This window comes from Pseudomonas sp. LAIL14HWK12:I10, assembly GCF_900184205.1.
Taxonomy (GTDB): domain Bacteria; phylum Pseudomonadota; class Gammaproteobacteria; order Pseudomonadales; family Pseudomonadaceae; genus Aquipseudomonas; species Aquipseudomonas kermanshahensis.
This window is the reverse complement of the sequence record NZ_FXWU01000001.1, coordinates 356099-373723: the sequence shown is the minus strand read 5'-3', so window position 1 is coordinate 373723 and position 17625 is coordinate 356099. Positions and strand designations below refer to the sequence as shown.

The following is a 17625-nucleotide window of genomic DNA, read 5'->3' as shown; positions in this document are numbered from 1 at the left end:
TGAAACTCCCAACAAGATTTTTGTGCCCGCGCGGCCTGTTCTGCAGGGGCCGCGGCGGGTCTGGATTGTTACTTGCCCGACTTGACCTTGGTCCAGCTACGGGTCATCAAGCGTTGCACCTTGGGCGGCAACTCACTGTTGACGAACATCTTGTCCAGCACTTCCTGCGGTGGGTAAACCGCGGCGTCAGTCCTCACGGCCTGGTCCATCAGGTCGCCAGCCTTGGGGTTCGGGTTGGCGTAACCGACGTAATCACTGACCTGGGCGATAACCTCAGGTTTCAGCAAATAGTTGATGAAGGCATGGGCCTCTTTGACGTTCTTGGCGTCCTTGGGGATCGCCAGCACGTCGAACCAGAGGTTGCCGCCTTCTTTGGGAATCGCATACGCCAGGTTCACGCCCTTCTTGGCTTCTTCGGCGCGGGCCTTGGCCTGGAAGATGTCGCCAGAGAAGCCCGCCGCGACGCAGATGTCGCCGTTGGCAAGGTCGGTGATGTACTTGGACGAGTGGAAGTAGGTGACGTAAGGGCGCACCGCCAGCAGCTTCTGCTCGGCAGCCTGGTAGTCCTTGGGGTTGCTGCTGTTGGGGTCCAGCCCCATGTAGTTGAGCACCGCCGGGAGCATTTCGTCCGCCGAGTCGAGGAAGGCCACACCACACTTGGAGAGCTTCTTCATGTTCTCGGGTTCGAACAGCACAGCCCAGGAATCGATGGTGTCGACGCCCAGCGCAGCCTTGACCTTTTCAACGTTGTAACCAATGCCGTTGGTGCCCCACAGGTAAGGCACGGCGTACTGGTTGCCCGGATCGTTCTTTTCCAGGCGTTTCATCAGCGCCGGATCCAGGTTGGAATAATTGGGCAGCAGGCTTTTGTCGAGCTTCTGGAACGCGCCCGCCTTGATCTGCTTGCCGAGGAAATGGTTGGACGGCACTACCACGTCATAGCCGGTGTTGCCGGCCAGCAGCTTGCCTTCCAGGGTTTCGTTTGAGTCGAACACGTCCTGCACGGGCTTGATACCCGTTGCCTTCTCGAAGTCCGCGAGTGTGGTCGGGCCGATATAGTCGGACCAGTTGTATAAATGCACCGTAGGCGCCGCTTGGACGCTGCATGCCAGCGTCAGGCCCGCTCCAGCCATCAAGGCCTTGCGTAATACAGAAATAGACAAGTGGGTGGTCCTCACAATCAGTGCCTGGGTAGCGGCAATGTGGCCGCACACGCAAAACCGGCGCGCAACTTACCTTCGCAGCTTCGATGCCGCAATCATCAATTGCCTTTCATGGCCTCTGGGCCGGGCAACCCCGGCCCAGAGCGCCTTGCATCGGGCTTACTTGCCCGACTTGATCTTGGTCCAGCTGCGGGTGATCACACGCTGCACAGAAGCGTCAGGCGCAGCGATCGCGTACAGCTGCTTCTTCACTTCGGCAGGCGGGTAGATGCTCGGGTCGCTGGTGATGTCTTTGTCCACGAACTGGGTGGCGGCAGCGTTGCCGTTCGGGAAGCGCACGGCGTTGGTGATCTCAGCCATGATTTCCGGCTGCATCAGGAAGTCCATGAACTGGTAGGCAGCGTCTTTATGCTCGGCATCTTTCGGGATGGCGACCATGTCGTAGAAGGTACCGGCACCTTCTTTCGGAATGACGTAGTCCACTTTGACCTTGTCGCCAGCTTCGTGGGCGCGGGCCTTGGACTGCTCCAGGTCACCCGAGTAACCGACGGCCACGCAGATGTTGCCGTTGGCCATGTCGCCGATGTACTTGGAGGAGTGGAAGTAGGTGATCGAAGGACGGATCTTGAGGAACAGGTCCTCGGCGGCCTTCAGGTCTTCCTTCTTGGTGCTGTTGCTTGGCAGGCCCAGGTAGTGCAGCGCGGCCGGGATCATCTCGGTCGGCGCATCCAGGAAGCTCACGCCGCAGCTCTTGAGCTTGGCGATGTTCTCAGGCTTGAACACCACGTCCCACGAATCGATCTTGTCCACGCCCAGCGCGGCCTTGACCTTATCCGGGTTGTAGCCAATGCCGATAGAGCCCCACATGTACGGGAAGGCGTGCTTGTTGTCCTTGTCGCTGGCATCGCCAACGGCCTTGAGCAGGTCGGTGTCGAGGTTCTTCCAGTTCGGCAGTTTGGAACGGTCCAGTTCCTCGTACACGCCAGCCTTGATCTGCTTGGCCAGGAAGTTGTTCGACGGCACGACGATGTCATAGCCCGACTTGCCTGCCAGCAGCTTGGCTTCCAGGGTTTCGTTGCTGTCGAAGACGTCGTACTTGACCTTGATGCCGGTCTGCTTCTCGAACTTGGCGATGGTGTCCGGAGCGATGTAGTCCGACCAGTTGTAGACGTTCAATACCTTGTCTTCAGCCTGAACAGCGGTCGCCATGGCACCCATCAGGGCGGCGGCCAGCAACGTCTTGCCCATTTTCTTCATGCGTCATGCTCCAGATTTTTTTGATTAGCCATCCGTTCAGCTGCCAGGTCCCGCAGTACACGCGTCGGGCGACTGAAACAGTCGCTAGTCTGGCAAGTTACAAGGCGCTGTTTCAAGGAAAGCAGCCCCTTGTAACCAACTAATGTCACAACGCTAGCCTAGCAGGTGCTCATCTGATCGCTTCGAGGGTCAGGTCAAGGCACTTGCGCGCCTTTTCCACCAGCTCGTCGATCTCTGCATGGCTGATTACCAGCGGTGGCGCGATGATCATGGTGTCACCGACCGCGCGCATGATCAGGCCGTTCTCGAAGCAGAAGTTGCGGCAGATCATGCCCACGCCCTTGCCTTCGTAACGGCTGCGGGTGGCCTTGTCCTTGACCAGCTCGATCGCGCCGAGCAGGCCCAGGCCGCGTACCTCGCCCACCAACGGGTGGTCTTGCAGCTCACGCAAACGCTTTTGCAAATACGGTGCCGCTTCTGTGCGCGCCTGCTCGACGATTTTTTCGTCGCGCAGAATGCGCAGGTTTTCCAGGCCTACGGCGGCCGCGACCGGGTGACCTGAATAGGTGAAGCCGTGGTTGAAGTCGCCGCCTTCGCTGATCACCTTGGCCACGGTGTCACGCACGATCACACCGCCCATGGGGATGTAACCGGAGGTCAGGCCCTTGGCGATGGTCATCAAGTCTGGCTTGAGGTCGTAATAGTCGGAGCCGAACCACTCGCCGGTACGGCCGAAACCGCAGATCACTTCGTCGGCCACGAACAGGATGTCGTACTTGGCGAGGATCTCCTTGACCTTCGGCCAGTAGGTTTCTGGCGGGATGATCACCCCACCGGCACCCTGGATCGGCTCGGCGATGAAGGCGGCGACGTTGTCTTCGCCGACCTCGAGGATTTTCTTCTCCAGTTGCTCGGCAGCCCACACACCGAATTCGTCCGGGCTCATGTCGCCGCCCTCACCGAACCAGTACGGCTGCGGGATGTGCACGATGCCCGGAATCGGCAGGCCGCCCTGCTCGTGCATGCCGCTCATGCCGCCCAGGCACGCACCGGCGAAGGTGGAGCCGTGGTAGCCGTTGATGCGGCCGATGATGGTCTGCTTGTGCGGTTTGCCCTTGAGTGCCCAATAGTGACGGACCATGCGCAGCACGGTGTCGTTGCCTTCGGAGCCGGAGCCGGTGAAGAACACATGGGTCATGCCTTCCGGCGCCACGTCGGTGATGGCTTTGGCCAGTTCCAGCGCAGGCGGGTGGGCGGTCTGGAAGAACAGGTTGTAGTACGGCAGCTCGCGCATCTGCTTTTCCGCAGCCCGCACCAGCTCTTCACGGCCGTAACCTACCGCCACGCACCACAGGCCGGCCATGCCGTCGAGGATCTTGTTGCCCTCGCTGTCCCACAAATGCACACCCTGGGCCTTGGTGATGATGCGCGGCCCCTTTTCCTTCAGCTGTTTGTAGTCGCTGAAGGGCGCGAGGTGGTGCTCGCCGCTCAGGTTTTGCCATTCACGGGTTTGCGGGTTTTTGACGCTCATGTGCTTCTCCGTTATCCGACAGCCGCGCTCCTGCGGCACCAGGGTTGATCAGACAGCAAACAGCAGGAACTCACGCTCCCAGGAACTGATGACGCGTTTGAAGTTTTCGTGCTCGGCGCGTTTGGTGGCGACGTAGCCGGTGATGAACTTCTTGCCCAGGTACTGGACCAGCGCACGGCTGATTTCCATGCGTTCCAGGGCGTCTTCGATGGTCAGCGGCAGGCGCAGGTTGCGGCGTTCGTAACCGCGGCCCTGCACCGGTGCACTGGCTTCGATGCCTTCGACCATGCCGATGTAGCCGCACAGCAAGCTGGCGGCGATGGCCAGGTAAGGGTTGGCATCGGCGCCCGGCAGGCGGTTCTCGACCCGGCGGTTTTGCGGGCCGGCATCCGGTACACGCAGGCCGACGGTACGGTTTTCTTCGCCCCACTCGACGTTCACTGGTGCCGAGGTGTCGGGCAGGAAGCGGCGGAACGAGTTGACGTTGGGGGCGAACAGCGGCAGCGCTTCAGGGATGAACTTCTGCAGGCCACCAATGTGGTGCAGGAACAGCTCGCTCATGCTGCCGTCTTCGTTGCTGAAAATATTTTTGCCGGTGACCACATCAACCACGCTCTGGTGCAGGTGCATGGCACTGCCCGGCTCGCCGGTCATGGGCTTGGCCATGAACGTTGCGGCCACGTTGTGCTTGAGCGCGGCCTCGCGCATGGTGCGTTTGAACACCAGGATCTGGTCGGCCAGGTGCAGGGCGTTGCCGTGACGGAAGTTGATTTCCATCTGCGCCGTGCCGTCTTCGTGGATCAGCGTGTCGAGGTCCAGCTGCTGCAGTTCGCACCAGTCATAGACGTCCTCGAACAGCGGGTCGAATTCGTTGGCGGCCTCGATCGAGAACGACTGGCGGCCAGTTTCCGGGCGGCCCGAACGGCCTACCGGAGGCTGCAGCGGGAAGTCCGGGTCTTCGCTGCGCTTGGTCAGGTAGAACTCCATCTCGGGCGCGACGATTGGCTGCCAGCCTTTGTCGGCGTAGAGCTTGAGCACTTTTTTCAAGACGTTGCGCGGCGACAGTTCGACCGGGTTGCCCTTCTTGTCGTAGGTGTCGTGGATCACCTGCGCCGTCGGCTCGATGGCCCAGGGCACCAGGAACACGGCGTCTTCGTCGGGGCGGCAGATCATGTCGATGTCGGCCGGGTCGAGCAGCTCGTAATAGATGTCGTCATCGACGTAGTCACCCGTCACGGTCTGCAGCAGCACGCTCTCAGGCAGGCGCATGCCTTTTTCGGCGATGAACTTGTTGGTCGGCGAGATCTTGCCGCGCGTGATGCCGGTCAGGTCGCTGATCATGCATTCGACTTCAGTGATCTTGTGCTCTTTCAACCAATCGGTGAGCTGGTCGAGGTTGTTACTCATAAATACCTCAGGAGGTAAGGTGGTCCGCGCCTTGATTCTGGATGGAGAAGATTGCTAAAGCAAAAACCCCCACGCAGGAGCACAGTGGATACACTGAAAACAAGCGTGTCCGTAATGAGTTTGAAGGGCAGGAAGGCGAATCGAAGCGTGTTAAGCCGCTACGGGGAATGGTCCGGGTGCGCCAAGCGTCAATTATTGCGGCCAGGGCGGCCACACCGTTGACGGTGCGTGCATGAACGACAGGGGTACCCGATGGCACTGCGCAGGCAGTGCTTTCAGGTCGCGACAAGCGGACCATGTGACCCTCGTATTATTGTGTTCTGGGTTGAATCCGAGCTTAGCCTTGTTCATTTTTTTACACAACACCTCCGTAAAAAATAAAACACGGCACGCTTGAGATAGCCCTTCACGCGGGAAATAGCGGATAATGGTTCGCCCCGATATGCAGCAAATCTGCCGTAGATGTGCCATTTCAGGGCATCATGGGGTTGGCTTGACATCAGTAGGGCTTTTCGATTGACTGGTCTTGCAAGCCCCCCTTGATTGATATTTTTAACAACAAAGGTGTTGCATCATGTCGGTACCCCCGCGTGCCGTTCAGCTTAACGAAGCGAACGCGTTCCTTAAGGAACATCCTGAGGTTCTCTACGTTGACCTTCTGATTGCAGATATGAATGGTGTGGTGCGCGGCAAGCGCATAGAGCGCACCAGCCTCCACAAGGTTTACGAGAAAGGCATCAACCTGCCGGCCTCCCTCTTCGCCCTGGATATCAACGGTTCCACCGTCGAAAGTACCGGCCTTGGCCTGGACATCGGCGACGCCGACCGCATCTGCTATCCCATCCCCGATACGCTGTGCAACGAGCCGTGGCAGAAACGCCCCACCGCACAGCTGCTCATGACCATGCACGAGATCGAAGGTGAGCCGTTCTTCGCCGACCCTCGTGAAGTGTTGCGTCAGGTTGTCAGCAAGTTCGACGACATGGGCCTGACCATCTGCGCCGCGTTCGAGCTGGAGTTCTACCTGATCGACCAGGAGAACGTGAACGGCCGCCCGCAACCGCCGCGCTCGCCGATCTCGGGCAAGCGCCCACAGTCGACCCAGGTGTACCTGATCGACGACCTCGACGAATACGCCGACTGCCTGCAGGACATCCTCGAAGGTGCCAAAGAGCAGGGTATTCCGGCCGACGCCATCGTCAAGGAAAGCGCCCCTGCGCAGTTCGAAGTCAACCTGCACCACGTCCCAGACCCGCTCAAGGCCTGTGACTACGCGGTGCTACTCAAGCGTTTGATCAAGAACATCGCCTACGACCATGAAATGGACACCACGTTCATGGCCAAGCCCTACCCGGGCCAGGCAGGCAACGGCCTGCACGTTCACATCTCCGTGCTGGACAAAGATGGCAACAACATCTTCACCAGCGAGGATCCCGAGCAGAACGCCGCGCTACGTCACGCTGTCGGCGGTGTGCTCGAGACCCTGCCCGCGTCCATGGCGTTCCTCTGCCCGAACGTCAACTCTTACCGTCGTTTTGGCGCACAGTTCTATGTGCCGAATGCACCGAGCTGGGGCCTGGACAACCGCACCGTCGCGCTGCGCGTGCCGACCGGTTCTGCAGACGCCGTGCGCATCGAGCACCGGGTCGCCGGCGCCGATGCCAACCCTTACCTGATGATGGCGGCCGTGCTGGCCGGCGTGCACCACGGCCTGACCAACAAGATCGAGCCGGGCACGCCGATCGAAGGCAACTCGTACGAGCAGTTGGAGCAGAGCCTGCCGAACAACCTGCGCGATGCCCTGCGCGAGTTGGACGACAGCGAGATCCTCAACAAGTACATCGATCCGAAGTACATCGACATCTTTGTCGCGTGCAAGGAAAGCGAGCTGGAGGAGTTCGAGCACTCGATCTCCGACCTCGAGTACAACTGGTATCTGCATACCGTGTAACTGAAAACGCCGCCCACAAGGGCGGCGTTTTTATTCGAGACCACGCCGCCTGCTTCGCGGGCAAGCCCGCTCCCACAGGTATTCCACAAGCTTCAAGCCTTGTGAGTTTCCTGTGGGAGCGGGCTTGCCCGCGAAGAGGCCGCTACAGGTTTACAGCGATTTCTCGAAAATCTTCGAATTACGCTGGTAGTTGTACAGCGATGCCCGCGCCGCCGGCAGCCGCTCCACGCCACTGGGCGCAAAGCCCCGCTCACGGAACCAGTGCGCAGTCCGCGTAGTCAGCACGAACAACGTATTCAGCCCCATCTGCCGCGCACGGCTCTCGATGCGCTCCAGCAACTCATCGCCCCGCCCGCCATGCCGGTACTCCGGGTTCACCGCCAGGCACGCCAGCTCCCCCGCCTCGGAATCGGCAATCGGGTACAGCGCTGCACACGCGATGATCATGCCCTCGCGCTCGACCACACTGAACTGCTCGATTTCCCGCTCCAGCACCTCGCGCGAACGGCGCACCAGGATGCCCTGCTCTTCCAGCGGGCTGATCAGCTCCAACAGGCCGCCCACATCCTCGATGGTCGCCTCACGCACGACTTCGAACTGCTCCTGCGACACCAGCGTGCCGCCGCCACCGCGGGTGAACAGCTCGGTCAGCAGCGCGCCGTCTTCGGCATAACTGACGATATGGCTACGCGCCACGCCGCCCTTGCAGGCCTCGGCGGCCGCATCCAGCAATTCGCCCTGGTAGTCGCTGCCCAGGCGCAGCAAATGCGGCGCCACCTGCTGTGGGCGCAGCTCACGCACCAGCTTGCCCTGCTCATCCAGCAGGCCCGGTTCGGCGCCGAACAGCAGCAGCTTGTCGGCACCCAGCTCGATGGCTGCGCGGGTGGCCACGTCTTCGCAAGCCAGGTTGAAAATTTCGCCTGTGGGCGAATAACCCAACGGCGACAGCAATACGATGGAACGCTCGTCGAGCAGGCGGCTGATGCCTTTGCGGTCGACCCGGCGCACTTCGCCGGTGTGGTGGTAGTCCACACCCTCGAGCACACCGATCGGCCGCGCCGTGACCAGGTTGCCGGACGCCACACGCAGGCGCGAGCCCTGCATCGGCGAGGCGGCGATGTCCATCGACAGGCGTGCTTCGATGGCCAGGCGCAGGGCACCCACGGCATCGATCACGCACTCCAGGGTCGCCGCATCGGTGATGCGCATGCCACGGTGGTAGTGCGGGGTCAGGCCACGGTCGGCCAGGCGGCTCTCGATCTGTGGGCGCGAGCCATGCACCAGCACCAGCCGCACGCCCAGGCTGTGCAGCAGCACCAGGTCGTGGACGATGTTGCCGAAATTAGGGTGGTCCACCCCATCGCCAGGGAGCATGACTACAAACGTGCAGTCGCGATGGGCATTGATGTACGGGGAAGCATGACGCAGCCAGTTGACGTAATCGGGCATGACAGGGCCTGTGGATAAGTGGACGGAGAACGGCGATTCAGGGGGCGTTCAAGATCATCGTCGGAACAGGCTTGCGGTCACGCGCGGTCTCCTCTAGGCAGGAACGAATAAGCTCAATGGACGTTTAGTGCAGGCAATAGTGCCGAATCAAGTCACGCAATAGACGCACGGTAGGCTCGATTCGTGACATTTCCAGGTACTCGCCGGGCTGATGGGCACAGGCGATGTCGCCAGGGCCCAGCACGATGGTCTGGCAGCCCAGCTGCTGAAGATAAGGTGCTTCGGTGCCAAACGCTACCGCTTCGGCGCGGTGACCGGTCAGGCGTTCGGCCACCTGTACCAGCTCGGCGTCCGCAGCCTGCTCGAAGGCGGGCACTTCCGGGAACAGCGGGGCATAGTCGATGCGCACCTCGAACCGCTCCGCCACCGGCGCCAGCTTCTGGCGAATCGCTGCCCGCAGTTGCTCGACATCCATCCCCGGCAACGGCCGCAGGTCGAATTCCAGCGCGCATTGGCCGCAGATCCGGTTGGGGTTGTCGCCGCCATGGATGCAGCCGAAGTTCATCGTCGGTGTAGGCACCGTGAACTGCGGGTTACGGTAGTTTTGCTGCCATTCGCCGCGCAACTGCATCAGTTCGCCCATTGCGGCGTGCATGGCTTCCAGGGCGCTGCGGCCGAGGGACGGGTCCGACGAATGGCCGCTGCGCCCGAGGATGTCGATGCGGTCCATGAGGATGCCCTTGTGCATGCGGATCGGCCGCAGGCCCGTGGGCTCGCCGATCACTGCGGCGCGGCCCAACGGTTGGCCAGCCTCGGCCAAGGCACGCGCGCCGGACATGGAGCTTTCTTCGTCGCAGGTGGCGAGAATCAGCAGCGGCTGCTTGAAGTCATGCTCCAGCAACGGCACCACCGCCTCGATGACCAGGGCGAAAAAGCCCTTCATGTCGCAGCTGCCCAGGCCAACCCAACGGCCATCGACCTCGGTCAGCTTCAGCGGGTCGCTCGACCACAGCTGCTCATCGTAGGGCACGGTGTCGCTGTGCCCCGCCAGCACCAGGCCACCCGGGCCGGTGCCACGGCTGGCCAGCAGGTTGAACTTGCCGGGGCTGACCTGCTGGATGTCGCACGTGAAACCCAGGTCACCCAACCAGCCGGCCAGCAGGTCGATGACCTGACGGTTGGACTGGTCCAGCGCAGGCTGGGTACAACTGACCGAAGGTGCGGCGATCAAAGCGGCGAACTGGTCTTTCAGCGTCGGCAACGGCATGCCTGTACTCCTCGGAAGCGTTGCCCATCATAGGACCATCTGCCGTCTGGAATAAACCGTTGACGGCCGACTCCTGTAGACTCTCTGCCAACGAGCCCCTCCTTCGAGCCTGCGATGCACAAAGAAACCGAACTCAAGCTCCGCGCCAGCCGCGAGACCCTTGCCGCCCTGCGTGAGCACCCCCTGCTGAAAAAGCGCAACAAGTCCGGTTGGCAGACCCGTGAACTGCTCAACCAGTACTTCGACACCCCGGAGCGCGAGCTTTCCGCCGCCCGTGTCGCCCTGCGCCTGCGCCGCGATGGTGATGCAATCATCCAGACCTTGAAGTGCCGCGGGCAAAGCGTGGCCGGGCTGTCCGAGCGCAACGAGTACGAGTGGCACCTGGACAAGGTCAAGCTCGACCTGAAAAAGCTCGACGGCACCTGCTGGCCCGAGCAGTTGGCTGCGCTCGACAAGAAAACCATCAAGCCGCTGTTCACCACCGACTTCAGCCGTGAATACGCCGAAATCGCTTGGGGCCGTGGCAAGAGCAAGGTCGTGATCGAGGCCGCGCTGGACCAGGGCTTCGTGATCGCCGGCAAGCGCAAGGAAGAAATCTGCGAGTTGGAGCTCGAACTGCGCGAAGGCGCACCTGAAGCCCTGCTGGAACTGGCCGCCGAGCTCGCCGCCAGCCTGCCGCTGATGCCTTGCGACATCAGCAAGGCCGAGCGTGGCTACCGCCTGCTGGAGCCCGAAAGCTACGAGCTGGGCCTGCCCCAGACCGAGCTGGATGCCGAAATGGCCCTGGACGATGCCTTCGCCGCCCTCGCCTGGCAGTTGCTCGGCAGCAGCCAGCGCCTGGCCGAGCAATACCGCCACAATGGCCACTGGCGCCTGCTGCAGGACTGGGTGCAGTCCCTGGCCGAACTGCGCGCACTGGTCGCCAGCCTGGGCCAGGCCGCACCGCGCGCCACCACCCGCGAACTGCGCGCCAGCCTCGACGCGCTGCTGGAAGACTGGCGCCCACTGGTGCAGGCCGGCAACGATGACGAAGACATCCGCCGCGCCGCGCCTGAGCAATTTGCCGAAGAACTCGAAGACGTGCGTTGGGGCCAGTTCTCGCTGGAAACCTCGCGCTGGCTGCTGGCCCGTGGCTGGACCGTCGAGCGCAAAGGCCGTGGCGAACGCCAGGGCAAGGCGCAGCTGGCCAGCTGGATGGCGCACCTGCTGGGTGAAGAAGGCCGTTCGCTGAAACTGCCGCTGTACACCCAGCGCCCGGAAGACCTGGCCGAACAGCTGCCGCGCATCGAACAGCTGCTCGCCTGGCTGCACCATGCCCGCCAGGTGCTCGAAGCGCCGCAGATGGACCGCCTGTACGGCGACCTGAAAAAGCTGCACGAGCTGGCTGAACTGCCGCTGTCCGAAACGCCCGACGAGCTGCTTGAAGCCCGTATCGAGCAGGCCCGCGCGGTTGATCAAAGCCGTGGCTGGAAGTACCTGCTCAAGGCCTGATTGGCGTTGCTAGCCCTGTAGAAGCAGCCTTGCGCTGCGAAGAGGCCCGTTTTGCCACAGATTTTTTCTGGTCAAACCGGCCCTTTGGCAGCACAAGGCTGCTCCTACAGATCGTGTCCTATCTCGACAGTGGCAGGCTGGTGGTCGATTTGATCTCCGAAAGCGCCACGATCGAATTGACCTCCTGAATCCCCGGCACATTCGACAGTTTTTCGAAGAAAAACCGCTCATACGCCTCAATGTCCGAGGTAACGATACGCAGCAGGAAGTCCACCGAGCCCATCAGCACGTAGCACTCCAGCACCTCCGGAAAACCTCGGATCGCCTCGGTGAACTCGGTGAAATTGGAGCGACCGTGCGCGTTGAGCTTCACCTCTGCAAAAATCTGCGTGTTCAGGCCGATCTTCTTGCGGTCGAGCAGCGTCACCTGCCCACGGATCACCCCCTCCTCCTTCAGCCGCTGGATGCGCCGCCAGCAAGGCGACTGGGAAAGCCCCACACGCTCGGCGATCTGTGCGCTGGACAGCGAAGCGTCCTCCTGCAGCAATTCGAGGATGCGCCGATCATAGGCGTCCAGTTCGCTTTGCATTAATAAGTCTCCAAGTCACGATAATCCGAATAAAACAATCTGCCATACCGGCCAATTAGTCGAATCATAGCGAAAAAATACCCGCCTCAACGTGCAAGAATTTCTCCCACATTTGCGGAGACCAGCATGAACGCACTGCCACGTACCGACGCCTGGGCCGCCAGCAACGCCCACAGCACCGTGCACTATCGCCTGCAGGCCGAGGCCGAGCCCGACAGCTTGTGCCGGGTGCTCAACCTGTTTGCCTTGCAGTTTCTGACCCCGCACCACGTGCAGGTCAGCCAACAGGATGACTGGCTCGCCATCGAGATCGGCATTGGCGGGCTGAGCTGGCACCGGGCCGAGGTGATTGCGCAAAAATTGCGCAACTTGGTGTGCGTGGGCGACGTAAGCCTGATGAACCTGGCGCGCGTGGAGCTGGCGGTGGTCTGACACCGCAAGATCCAGAAACCCTTTGCCCGCCGTAAGCGCACCACACCCGGCTAGCCTTCAACAGGACTCCCCTCCTGGCAAGGACGCCGCCATGCATACCCCCGACAACCAAGCCCTCGACCTCAAGCGCCTGCTCCAGGCCTTGCTCACCGACCGGCACCTGGACGCCAGCGACACCCTGCTGGTACTGCAGCAGGCCGCGTCACGGCCGACCTGCCACCCTCTGGAGCTCATCGCCGCCCAAGGCCTTGAAGACCGCAAGCACCCCGGACAGCCCTTGGACCTGGACCGCCTCTGCCAATGGCTGGCTGACAAGATCGGCCAGCCATTCCTGCGCATCGACCCCATGCAACTCGACATGGCCCAGGTCAGCGGGCTGATCTCCCCCGCTTTCGCCCAGCGCCATGGCATTCTCGTCGTCGCCGCCGACCCTTCCGGCGTCACCGTGGCCAGCGCACAGCCCTATCAGGATGACTGGCAAGCGGACTTGGCCAGGAGCCTGGGCAGGCCCATCCGCCGCGTGCTGGCCAGCCCGCTGCAGATCCGCCAGCTGGGGCAGTCGTTCTTCCGCCTGGCCCAATCGGTACAGGGCGCGCAGCACCAGCAGTCAGCCAGCCTGGGCGAGCTCGAACACCTGCTGGAGCTGGGCAAACGCCAGGCCGAAGCCAGCGCCGATGATGCTCACATCGTGCACATCGTCGACTGGCTGCTGCAGTACGCCATCGAGCAACGCGCCAGCGATATCCACCTGGAGCCGCGCCGCGAAAAAGGGCAGCTGCGCTACCGCATCGACGGCCTGCTGCACACCGTCTACGCCTTCCCCGCGGGCGTCACCCTGGCGCTGGTCAGCCGCCTCAAACACCTCGGGCGCATGGATGTGGCAGAGAAACGCCGGCCACAGGACGGCCGGTTGCAAAGCCGCCTTGCCGGCGGCGGCGAAGTGGAATTGCGCCTATCGACCTTGCCGACGCCCTTTGGCGAAAAACTGGTACTGCGCCTGTTTGACCCGCAACAGCTGCATGAAGGCTTCGACCGCCTGGGCCTGGAAGGGCAGCAACTAGAGCAATGGCGCGTGCTGCTGGGCCAACGCCAGGGCATCATCCTGGTGACAGGCCCCACGGGTTCAGGCAAGACCAGCACGCTCTACGCCAGCCTCAAGCTGCTGGCCACCCCGCAAGTCAACCTGTGCACCATCGAAGACCCCATCGAGCGGCTGGAGCCGGCCTTCAACCAACTGCAAGTCCAGCCGGCACTAGGCCTGTGCTTCGCCGACGGCGTGCGGGCGATGCTGCGCCAGGACCCGGACATCATCATGGTCGGCGAGATCCGCGACCGGGAAACCGCCCTGGTGGCCGTGCAGGCAGCCCTCACCGGGCACCTGGTGCTGTCGACCCTGCACACCAACGATGCCTGCGGCGCGATCACCCGGCTGCAGGAACTGGGCGTGGCTGATTACCTGATCAAGGCAACGCTGATCGGGGTCATGGCGCAGCGCCTGATTCGCACCTTGTGCAGCGATTGCCAGGGTTGTGCCTCGGCAGCCAGCGGCCAGCCGTGCCGCACCTGTCGCGGTACCGGTTTTCAGGGCCGTACTGGCCTGTTCGAACTGTTGATACCCAGCGAAAGCCTGCGCGCGCAGATAGGCCCACACACCGACCTGGCGCAGTTGCGACGCCAAGCGCTGAGCGAAGGCTTGGTAGACCTGCGCCGCTGCGGGGAGGCGAAAGTGGCCCGGGGCCTGACCGCTACAGAGGAAGTGCTAAGGGCCTGTTCCTGAGCAAAAAACCCTTGTATTCAAGGAACTTGCACCCCCTCGGCAGGATCAAACTGCGCATCTTCAACCCTCACCCTTCGAGGTGTTTCAACATGCGTCTCAAAACCGCCATCGCGACCGCTGCCTTGCTTTCGCTGCCAATGGGCTCCGCCATGGCTGATACCTTCTGGCGTAACGTGATTTCTTCCGGTGCAACCACGGCGTCGACCTACCTGACGTCGAAGGATCACAAACTGGTAATGGCCGCGCAGGACGACGCCGGCAGCTTCGTGGCCAGTGAAGGCGCAATCCGTGGGCCGTTCCTGGAATCGGCGATGCGCCAGGTGCGCGCTGAAAACCCAGGGATGCAAGCCAGCGACATGGAACTGGCCAATGCCATCCTGGCCAAGAACGCGGTAGCCGAATAAGTTTTTGGGGGGCCAGCCCCCCCAAAAATCAGCGATAAGCCTCCACCGGCACACACGCGCAAAACAAGTTCCTGTCCCCATACACATTGTCGACCCGGTTCACTGCTGGCCAATACTTGTGCTTGCGTACGTGAGCGCTGGGGGCAATGCCTTGCTCCAGGCTGTACGGCCTGTTCCACGGTGCCAACACGTCAGCCAAGGTATGCGGCGCATGCTTGAGCGGGTTGTCTTCGGCCGGCCAGTTGCCTTCCTGTACCTGAGCGATTTCTGCACGGATCGCCAGCATCGCTTCGACGAAACGGTCCAGCTCGGCTTTCGACTCACTCTCGGTTGGCTCGACCATCAGCGTGCCCGGTACCGGGAATGACATGGTCGGGGCATGGAAGCCGTAGTCCATCAAACGCTTGGCCACGTCTTCCTCGCTGATGCCGGTCTGCGCCTTGAGCGGCCGCAGATCGAGAATGCACTCGTGGGCCACGCGCTGGTTACGCCCGCGGTAAAGCACCGGGAAAGCCCCACCAAGTTGGCTGGCCAGGTAATTGGCCGAGAGGATCGCCACCTCACTGGCATCGGCCAGTTGCGGGCCCATCATGGCGATATACATCCAGCTGATCGGCAGAATGCTCGCGCTGCCCCAAGGCGCGGCACTGACCGCGCTGTTGTTCGGGTCCAAACCCGGCACCGGCACCACCGGGTGGCTGGCGACAAAGGGCTTGAGGTGGGCGCGGATACCGATCGGGCCCATGCCGGGGCCGCCGCCCCCGTGGGGGATGCAGAAGGTCTTGTGCAGGTTCATATGCGACACATCGGCGCCGATGTCGGCTGGGCGCGTCAGGCCGACCTGGGCATTGAGGTTGGCACCGTCCATGTACACCTGGCCACCGTGTTGGTGTACCACGTCGCAGATTTCGCGAATACCCTCTTCATACACCCCGTGGGTCGAGGGGTAGGTGACCATCAGGCACGACAACCGATCCCCGGCCGCTTGCGCTTTGGCCTTGAGGTCCGTGAGGTCGACGTTGCCGTCGTCGTCGCAATCGACGATCACCACCTCCATGCCGGCCATCTGCGCCGAGGCCGGGTTGGTGCCGTGGGCGGAGGACGGAATCAGGCACAAGGTACGCTGAGGCTGGTGGCGGCTGCGGTGGTAGCGGGTGATGGCCATAAGGCCGGCGTATTCGCCCTGCGCGCCGGAGTTGGGCTGCATGCAGATGGCGTCGAAGCCGGTGATGGCGCATAACCAGCTTTCCAGCTCGTCGATCATCGCCTTGTAGCCCACTGCCTGGGCAGCCGGGGCGAACGGGTGCAGCTGGGCGAAGGCTGGCCAGGTGATGGGGATCATCTCGCTGGTGGCGTTGAGTTTCATGGTGCAGGAGCCCAGCGGGATCATTGACTGGTTCAGCGCCAGGTCCTTGTTTTCCAGCTGCTTGAGGTAGCGCAGCATCTCGGTTTCGCTGTGGTGCAGGTTGAAGACCGGGTGCGCGAGGATCGGGGTGCGCCGCACCAGCCCCGCCGGGATGCCTTCTGGCAGCGCCAACTGGTCGAGCGCGGCAATGTCCAGGCCGTGATCGACGCCGAGGAAAATGTCCAACAGGCGCAACACGGTCTGTTCGTTGCAGGTTTCGTCCAGGCTCACGCCCAAGTGCCCGCGCCCGAGGATGCGCAGGTTGATACGCGCGTGCTCGGCACTTTCGATGATCGCCGCCTGCGCGCCGCCCACCTCCAGCGTCAAGGTGTCGAAGAAATGCTGGTTGAGCCGCTTGATGCCCTTGGCCTCCAGGCCGGCCGCCAGAATGAAGGTCAGCCGGTGCACCCGCTGGGCGATGCGCTGCAAGCCTTCTGGGCCATGGTAGACGGCGTAGAAGCCGGCGATGTTGGCCAGCAGCACCTGGGCCGTGCAGATGTTGGAGTTGGCCTTTTCGCGGCGGATGTGCTGCTCGCGGGTCTGCAGGGCCATGCGCAGCGCGGTGTTGCCCCGGGCATCGCGCGACACACCGATGATGCGCCCCGGCATGGCCCGCTTGAAGTCGTCGCGGCAGGCGAAATAGGCGGCATGAGGGCCGCCATAGCCCATCGGGACGCCAAAGCGCTGGGTCGAGCCCAACACCACATCGGCGCCCAGCTCACCGGGTGGTGCCAGCACCACCAGGCTGAGCAGGTCGGCGGCGACGCAGGCCAAGGCATGCTGGCTGTGCAGGTGATCGATCAGCGGGCGCAGGTCGCGTACCTCGCCGTGGGTGTCCGGGTACTGCAGCAAGGCGCCGAATACCGCGTGCTTGGCCAGGTTATCCACAGAATCGACGATCAGGTCGAAGCCAAACCCTTCAGCGCGGGTTTTCAGCACCGAGAGGGTTTGCGGGTGGCAGTGCTCGTCGGCGAAAAACGCGTTGCTCTTGTTGCGTGCCACGCGCTTGGCCAGGGCCATGGCCTCGGCAGCGGCGGTGGCCTCGTCGAGTAGCGAGGCGTTGGCCAGGGTGAGGCCGGTGAGGTCGATGACCATCTGCTGGAAATTCAACAACGCTTCCAGCCGGCCTTGGGCGATTTCGGGTTGGTAAGGCGTGTAGGCGGTGTACCAGCCAGGGTTTTCCAGCACGTTACGCAGGATGACGGTCGGCGTGACGGTGCCGTGGTAGCCCATGCCGATGAGGCTGGTCCAGACCTGGTTCTGCTCGGCATAACCGGCGAGCTTGGCCAATGCGGCCTGTTCGTCCAGCGCCGGCGGCAGGTCGAGGGGGCGATTGAGGCGGATCCCCGGCGGGACCGTCTGCTCGATCAGCTCGCTGCGGCTGGCAACACCCAACGCGCTGAGCATGGCCTGCTGCTCCGAGGCATCGGGGCCCAGGTGGCGACGCAGGAAAGGGTTGAGCTCTTGCAGTTGATGCAGGGACGGCGACTGGGACATGACGA

General features: G+C 62.5%; 13 protein-coding genes. 5 read left to right on the top strand and 8 right to left on the bottom strand.

Features of this window, described 5'->3' with window-relative positions; translation table 11 throughout:
* Window positions 1–68 precede the first annotated feature (68 nt).
* From QOS90_RS01770 to QOS90_RS01755, 4 genes are all read right to left on the bottom strand, one after another.
* Window positions 69–1163, bottom strand: coding sequence for a polyamine ABC transporter substrate-binding protein (locus QOS90_RS01770; RefSeq protein ID WP_027592255.1), 1095 nt, complete (start codon window positions 1161–1163; stop codon window positions 69–71).
* Window positions 1164–1322: 159 nt separating this feature from the next.
* Window positions 1323–2420 (bottom strand): polyamine ABC transporter substrate-binding protein, encoded by a 1098-nt coding sequence (locus QOS90_RS01765; RefSeq protein WP_085272202.1) that lies wholly within the window; start codon window positions 2418–2420, stop codon window positions 1323–1325.
* A 169-nt stretch (window positions 2421–2589) separates the two neighbouring features.
* A complete protein-coding gene (locus tag QOS90_RS01760) occupies window positions 2590–3951 on the bottom strand; it encodes an aspartate aminotransferase family protein (protein WP_085272201.1) in 1362 nt (453 codons plus the stop codon).
* 48 nt (window positions 3952–3999) lie between these two features.
* Window positions 4000–5358 (bottom strand): glutamine synthetase family protein, encoded by a 1359-nt coding sequence (locus tag QOS90_RS01755; protein WP_027592252.1) that lies wholly within the window; start codon window positions 5356–5358, stop codon window positions 4000–4002.
* Between the two features lie 574 nt (window positions 5359–5932).
* Here QOS90_RS01755 and QOS90_RS01750 point away from each other — a divergent pair.
* Window positions 5933–7309, top strand: a complete 1377-nt coding sequence (locus QOS90_RS01750; protein WP_027592251.1) for a glutamine synthetase family protein — start codon at window positions 5933–5935, stop codon at window positions 7307–7309.
* 150 nt (window positions 7310–7459) lie between these two features.
* Here QOS90_RS01750 and argA read toward each other — a convergent pair whose 3' ends face one another.
* Window positions 7460–8758: an amino-acid N-acetyltransferase gene (argA, locus tag QOS90_RS01745; RefSeq protein ID WP_085272200.1), complete on the bottom strand. Its 1299-nt coding sequence runs from the start codon at window positions 8756–8758 to the stop codon at window positions 7460–7462.
* 124 nt (window positions 8759–8882) lie between these two features.
* Entirely contained in the window at window positions 8883–10025 is a 1143-nt protein-coding gene (gene argE, locus QOS90_RS01740; protein ID WP_085272199.1) for an acetylornithine deacetylase, read from the bottom strand.
* A 114-nt stretch (window positions 10026–10139) separates the two neighbouring features.
* On the opposite strand from argE, the gene QOS90_RS01735 reads away from it, so the two are divergent.
* A complete protein-coding gene (locus tag QOS90_RS01735; RefSeq protein WP_027592248.1) occupies window positions 10140–11516 on the top strand; it encodes a CYTH domain-containing protein in 1377 nt (458 codons plus the stop codon).
* A 118-nt stretch (window positions 11517–11634) separates the two neighbouring features.
* On the opposite strand, the gene QOS90_RS01730 is transcribed toward QOS90_RS01735, so the two are convergent.
* Window positions 11635–12105 carry an Lrp/AsnC family transcriptional regulator gene (locus QOS90_RS01730; protein ID WP_085272198.1) on the bottom strand — a complete coding sequence of 157 codons (471 nt, stop codon included), beginning with the start codon at window positions 12103–12105 and terminating at the stop codon, window positions 11635–11637.
* 126 nt (window positions 12106–12231) lie between these two features.
* Here QOS90_RS01730 and QOS90_RS01725 point away from each other — a divergent pair, with 126 nt between their 5' ends.
* The 3 genes from QOS90_RS01725 (at window position 12232) to QOS90_RS01715 (ending at window position 14718) form a co-directional block, all read left to right on the top strand.
* Complete coding sequence (locus QOS90_RS01725; protein WP_027592246.1) at window positions 12232–12537, top strand: ACT-like domain-containing protein; 306 nt, start codon at window positions 12232–12234, stop codon at window positions 12535–12537.
* A gap of 91 nt (window positions 12538–12628) precedes the next feature.
* Entirely contained in the window at window positions 12629–14314 is a 1686-nt protein-coding gene (locus tag QOS90_RS01720) for a GspE/PulE family protein (RefSeq protein ID WP_085272197.1), read from the top strand.
* Between the two features lie 89 nt (window positions 14315–14403).
* Window positions 14404–14718 (top strand): DUF2388 domain-containing protein, encoded by a 315-nt coding sequence (locus QOS90_RS01715; protein WP_027592244.1) that lies wholly within the window; start codon window positions 14404–14406, stop codon window positions 14716–14718.
* A gap of 28 nt (window positions 14719–14746) precedes the next feature.
* On the opposite strand, the gene gcvP is transcribed toward QOS90_RS01715, so the two are convergent.
* The gene (gene gcvP / locus QOS90_RS01710; protein WP_085272196.1) at window positions 14747–17620 is read right to left on the bottom strand and encodes an aminomethyl-transferring glycine dehydrogenase; all 2874 of its coding nucleotides are present in this window, start codon (window positions 17618–17620) and stop codon (window positions 14747–14749) included.
* Window positions 17621–17625: the final 5 nt, after the last annotated feature.

Bases quoted from the DNA above. Each gene is read 5' to 3' on its own strand.
- QOS90_RS01765 (WP_085272202.1), bottom strand. From the start codon at position 2,420: ATGAAGAAAATGGGCAAGACGTTGCTGGCCGCCGCCCTGATGGGTGCC.
- QOS90_RS01760 (WP_085272201.1), bottom strand. From the start codon at position 3,951: ATGAGCGTCAAAAACCCGCAAACCCGTGAATGGCAAAACCTGAGCGGC.
- QOS90_RS01755 (WP_027592252.1), bottom strand. From the start codon at position 5,358: ATGAGTAACAACCTCGACCAGCTCACCGATTGGTTGAAAGAGCACAAG.
- QOS90_RS01750 (WP_027592251.1), top strand. From the start codon at position 5,933: ATGTCGGTACCCCCGCGTGCCGTTCAGCTTAACGAAGCGAACGCGTTC.
- argA (WP_085272200.1), bottom strand. From the start codon at position 8,758: ATGCCCGATTACGTCAACTGGCTGCGTCATGCTTCCCCGTACATCAAT.
- argE (WP_085272199.1), bottom strand. From the start codon at position 10,025: ATGCCGTTGCCGACGCTGAAAGACCAGTTCGCCGCTTTGATCGCCGCA.
- QOS90_RS01735 (WP_027592248.1), top strand. From the start codon at position 10,140: ATGCACAAAGAAACCGAACTCAAGCTCCGCGCCAGCCGCGAGACCCTT.
- QOS90_RS01730 (WP_085272198.1), bottom strand. From the start codon at position 12,105: ATGCAAAGCGAACTGGACGCCTATGATCGGCGCATCCTCGAATTGCTG.
- QOS90_RS01725 (WP_027592246.1), top strand. From the start codon at position 12,232: ATGAACGCACTGCCACGTACCGACGCCTGGGCCGCCAGCAACGCCCAC.
- QOS90_RS01720 (WP_085272197.1), top strand. From the start codon at position 12,629: ATGCATACCCCCGACAACCAAGCCCTCGACCTCAAGCGCCTGCTCCAG.
- QOS90_RS01715 (WP_027592244.1), top strand. From the start codon at position 14,404: ATGCGTCTCAAAACCGCCATCGCGACCGCTGCCTTGCTTTCGCTGCCA.
- gcvP (WP_085272196.1), bottom strand. From the start codon at position 17,620: ATGTCCCAGTCGCCGTCCCTGCATCAACTGCAAGAGCTCAACCCTTTC.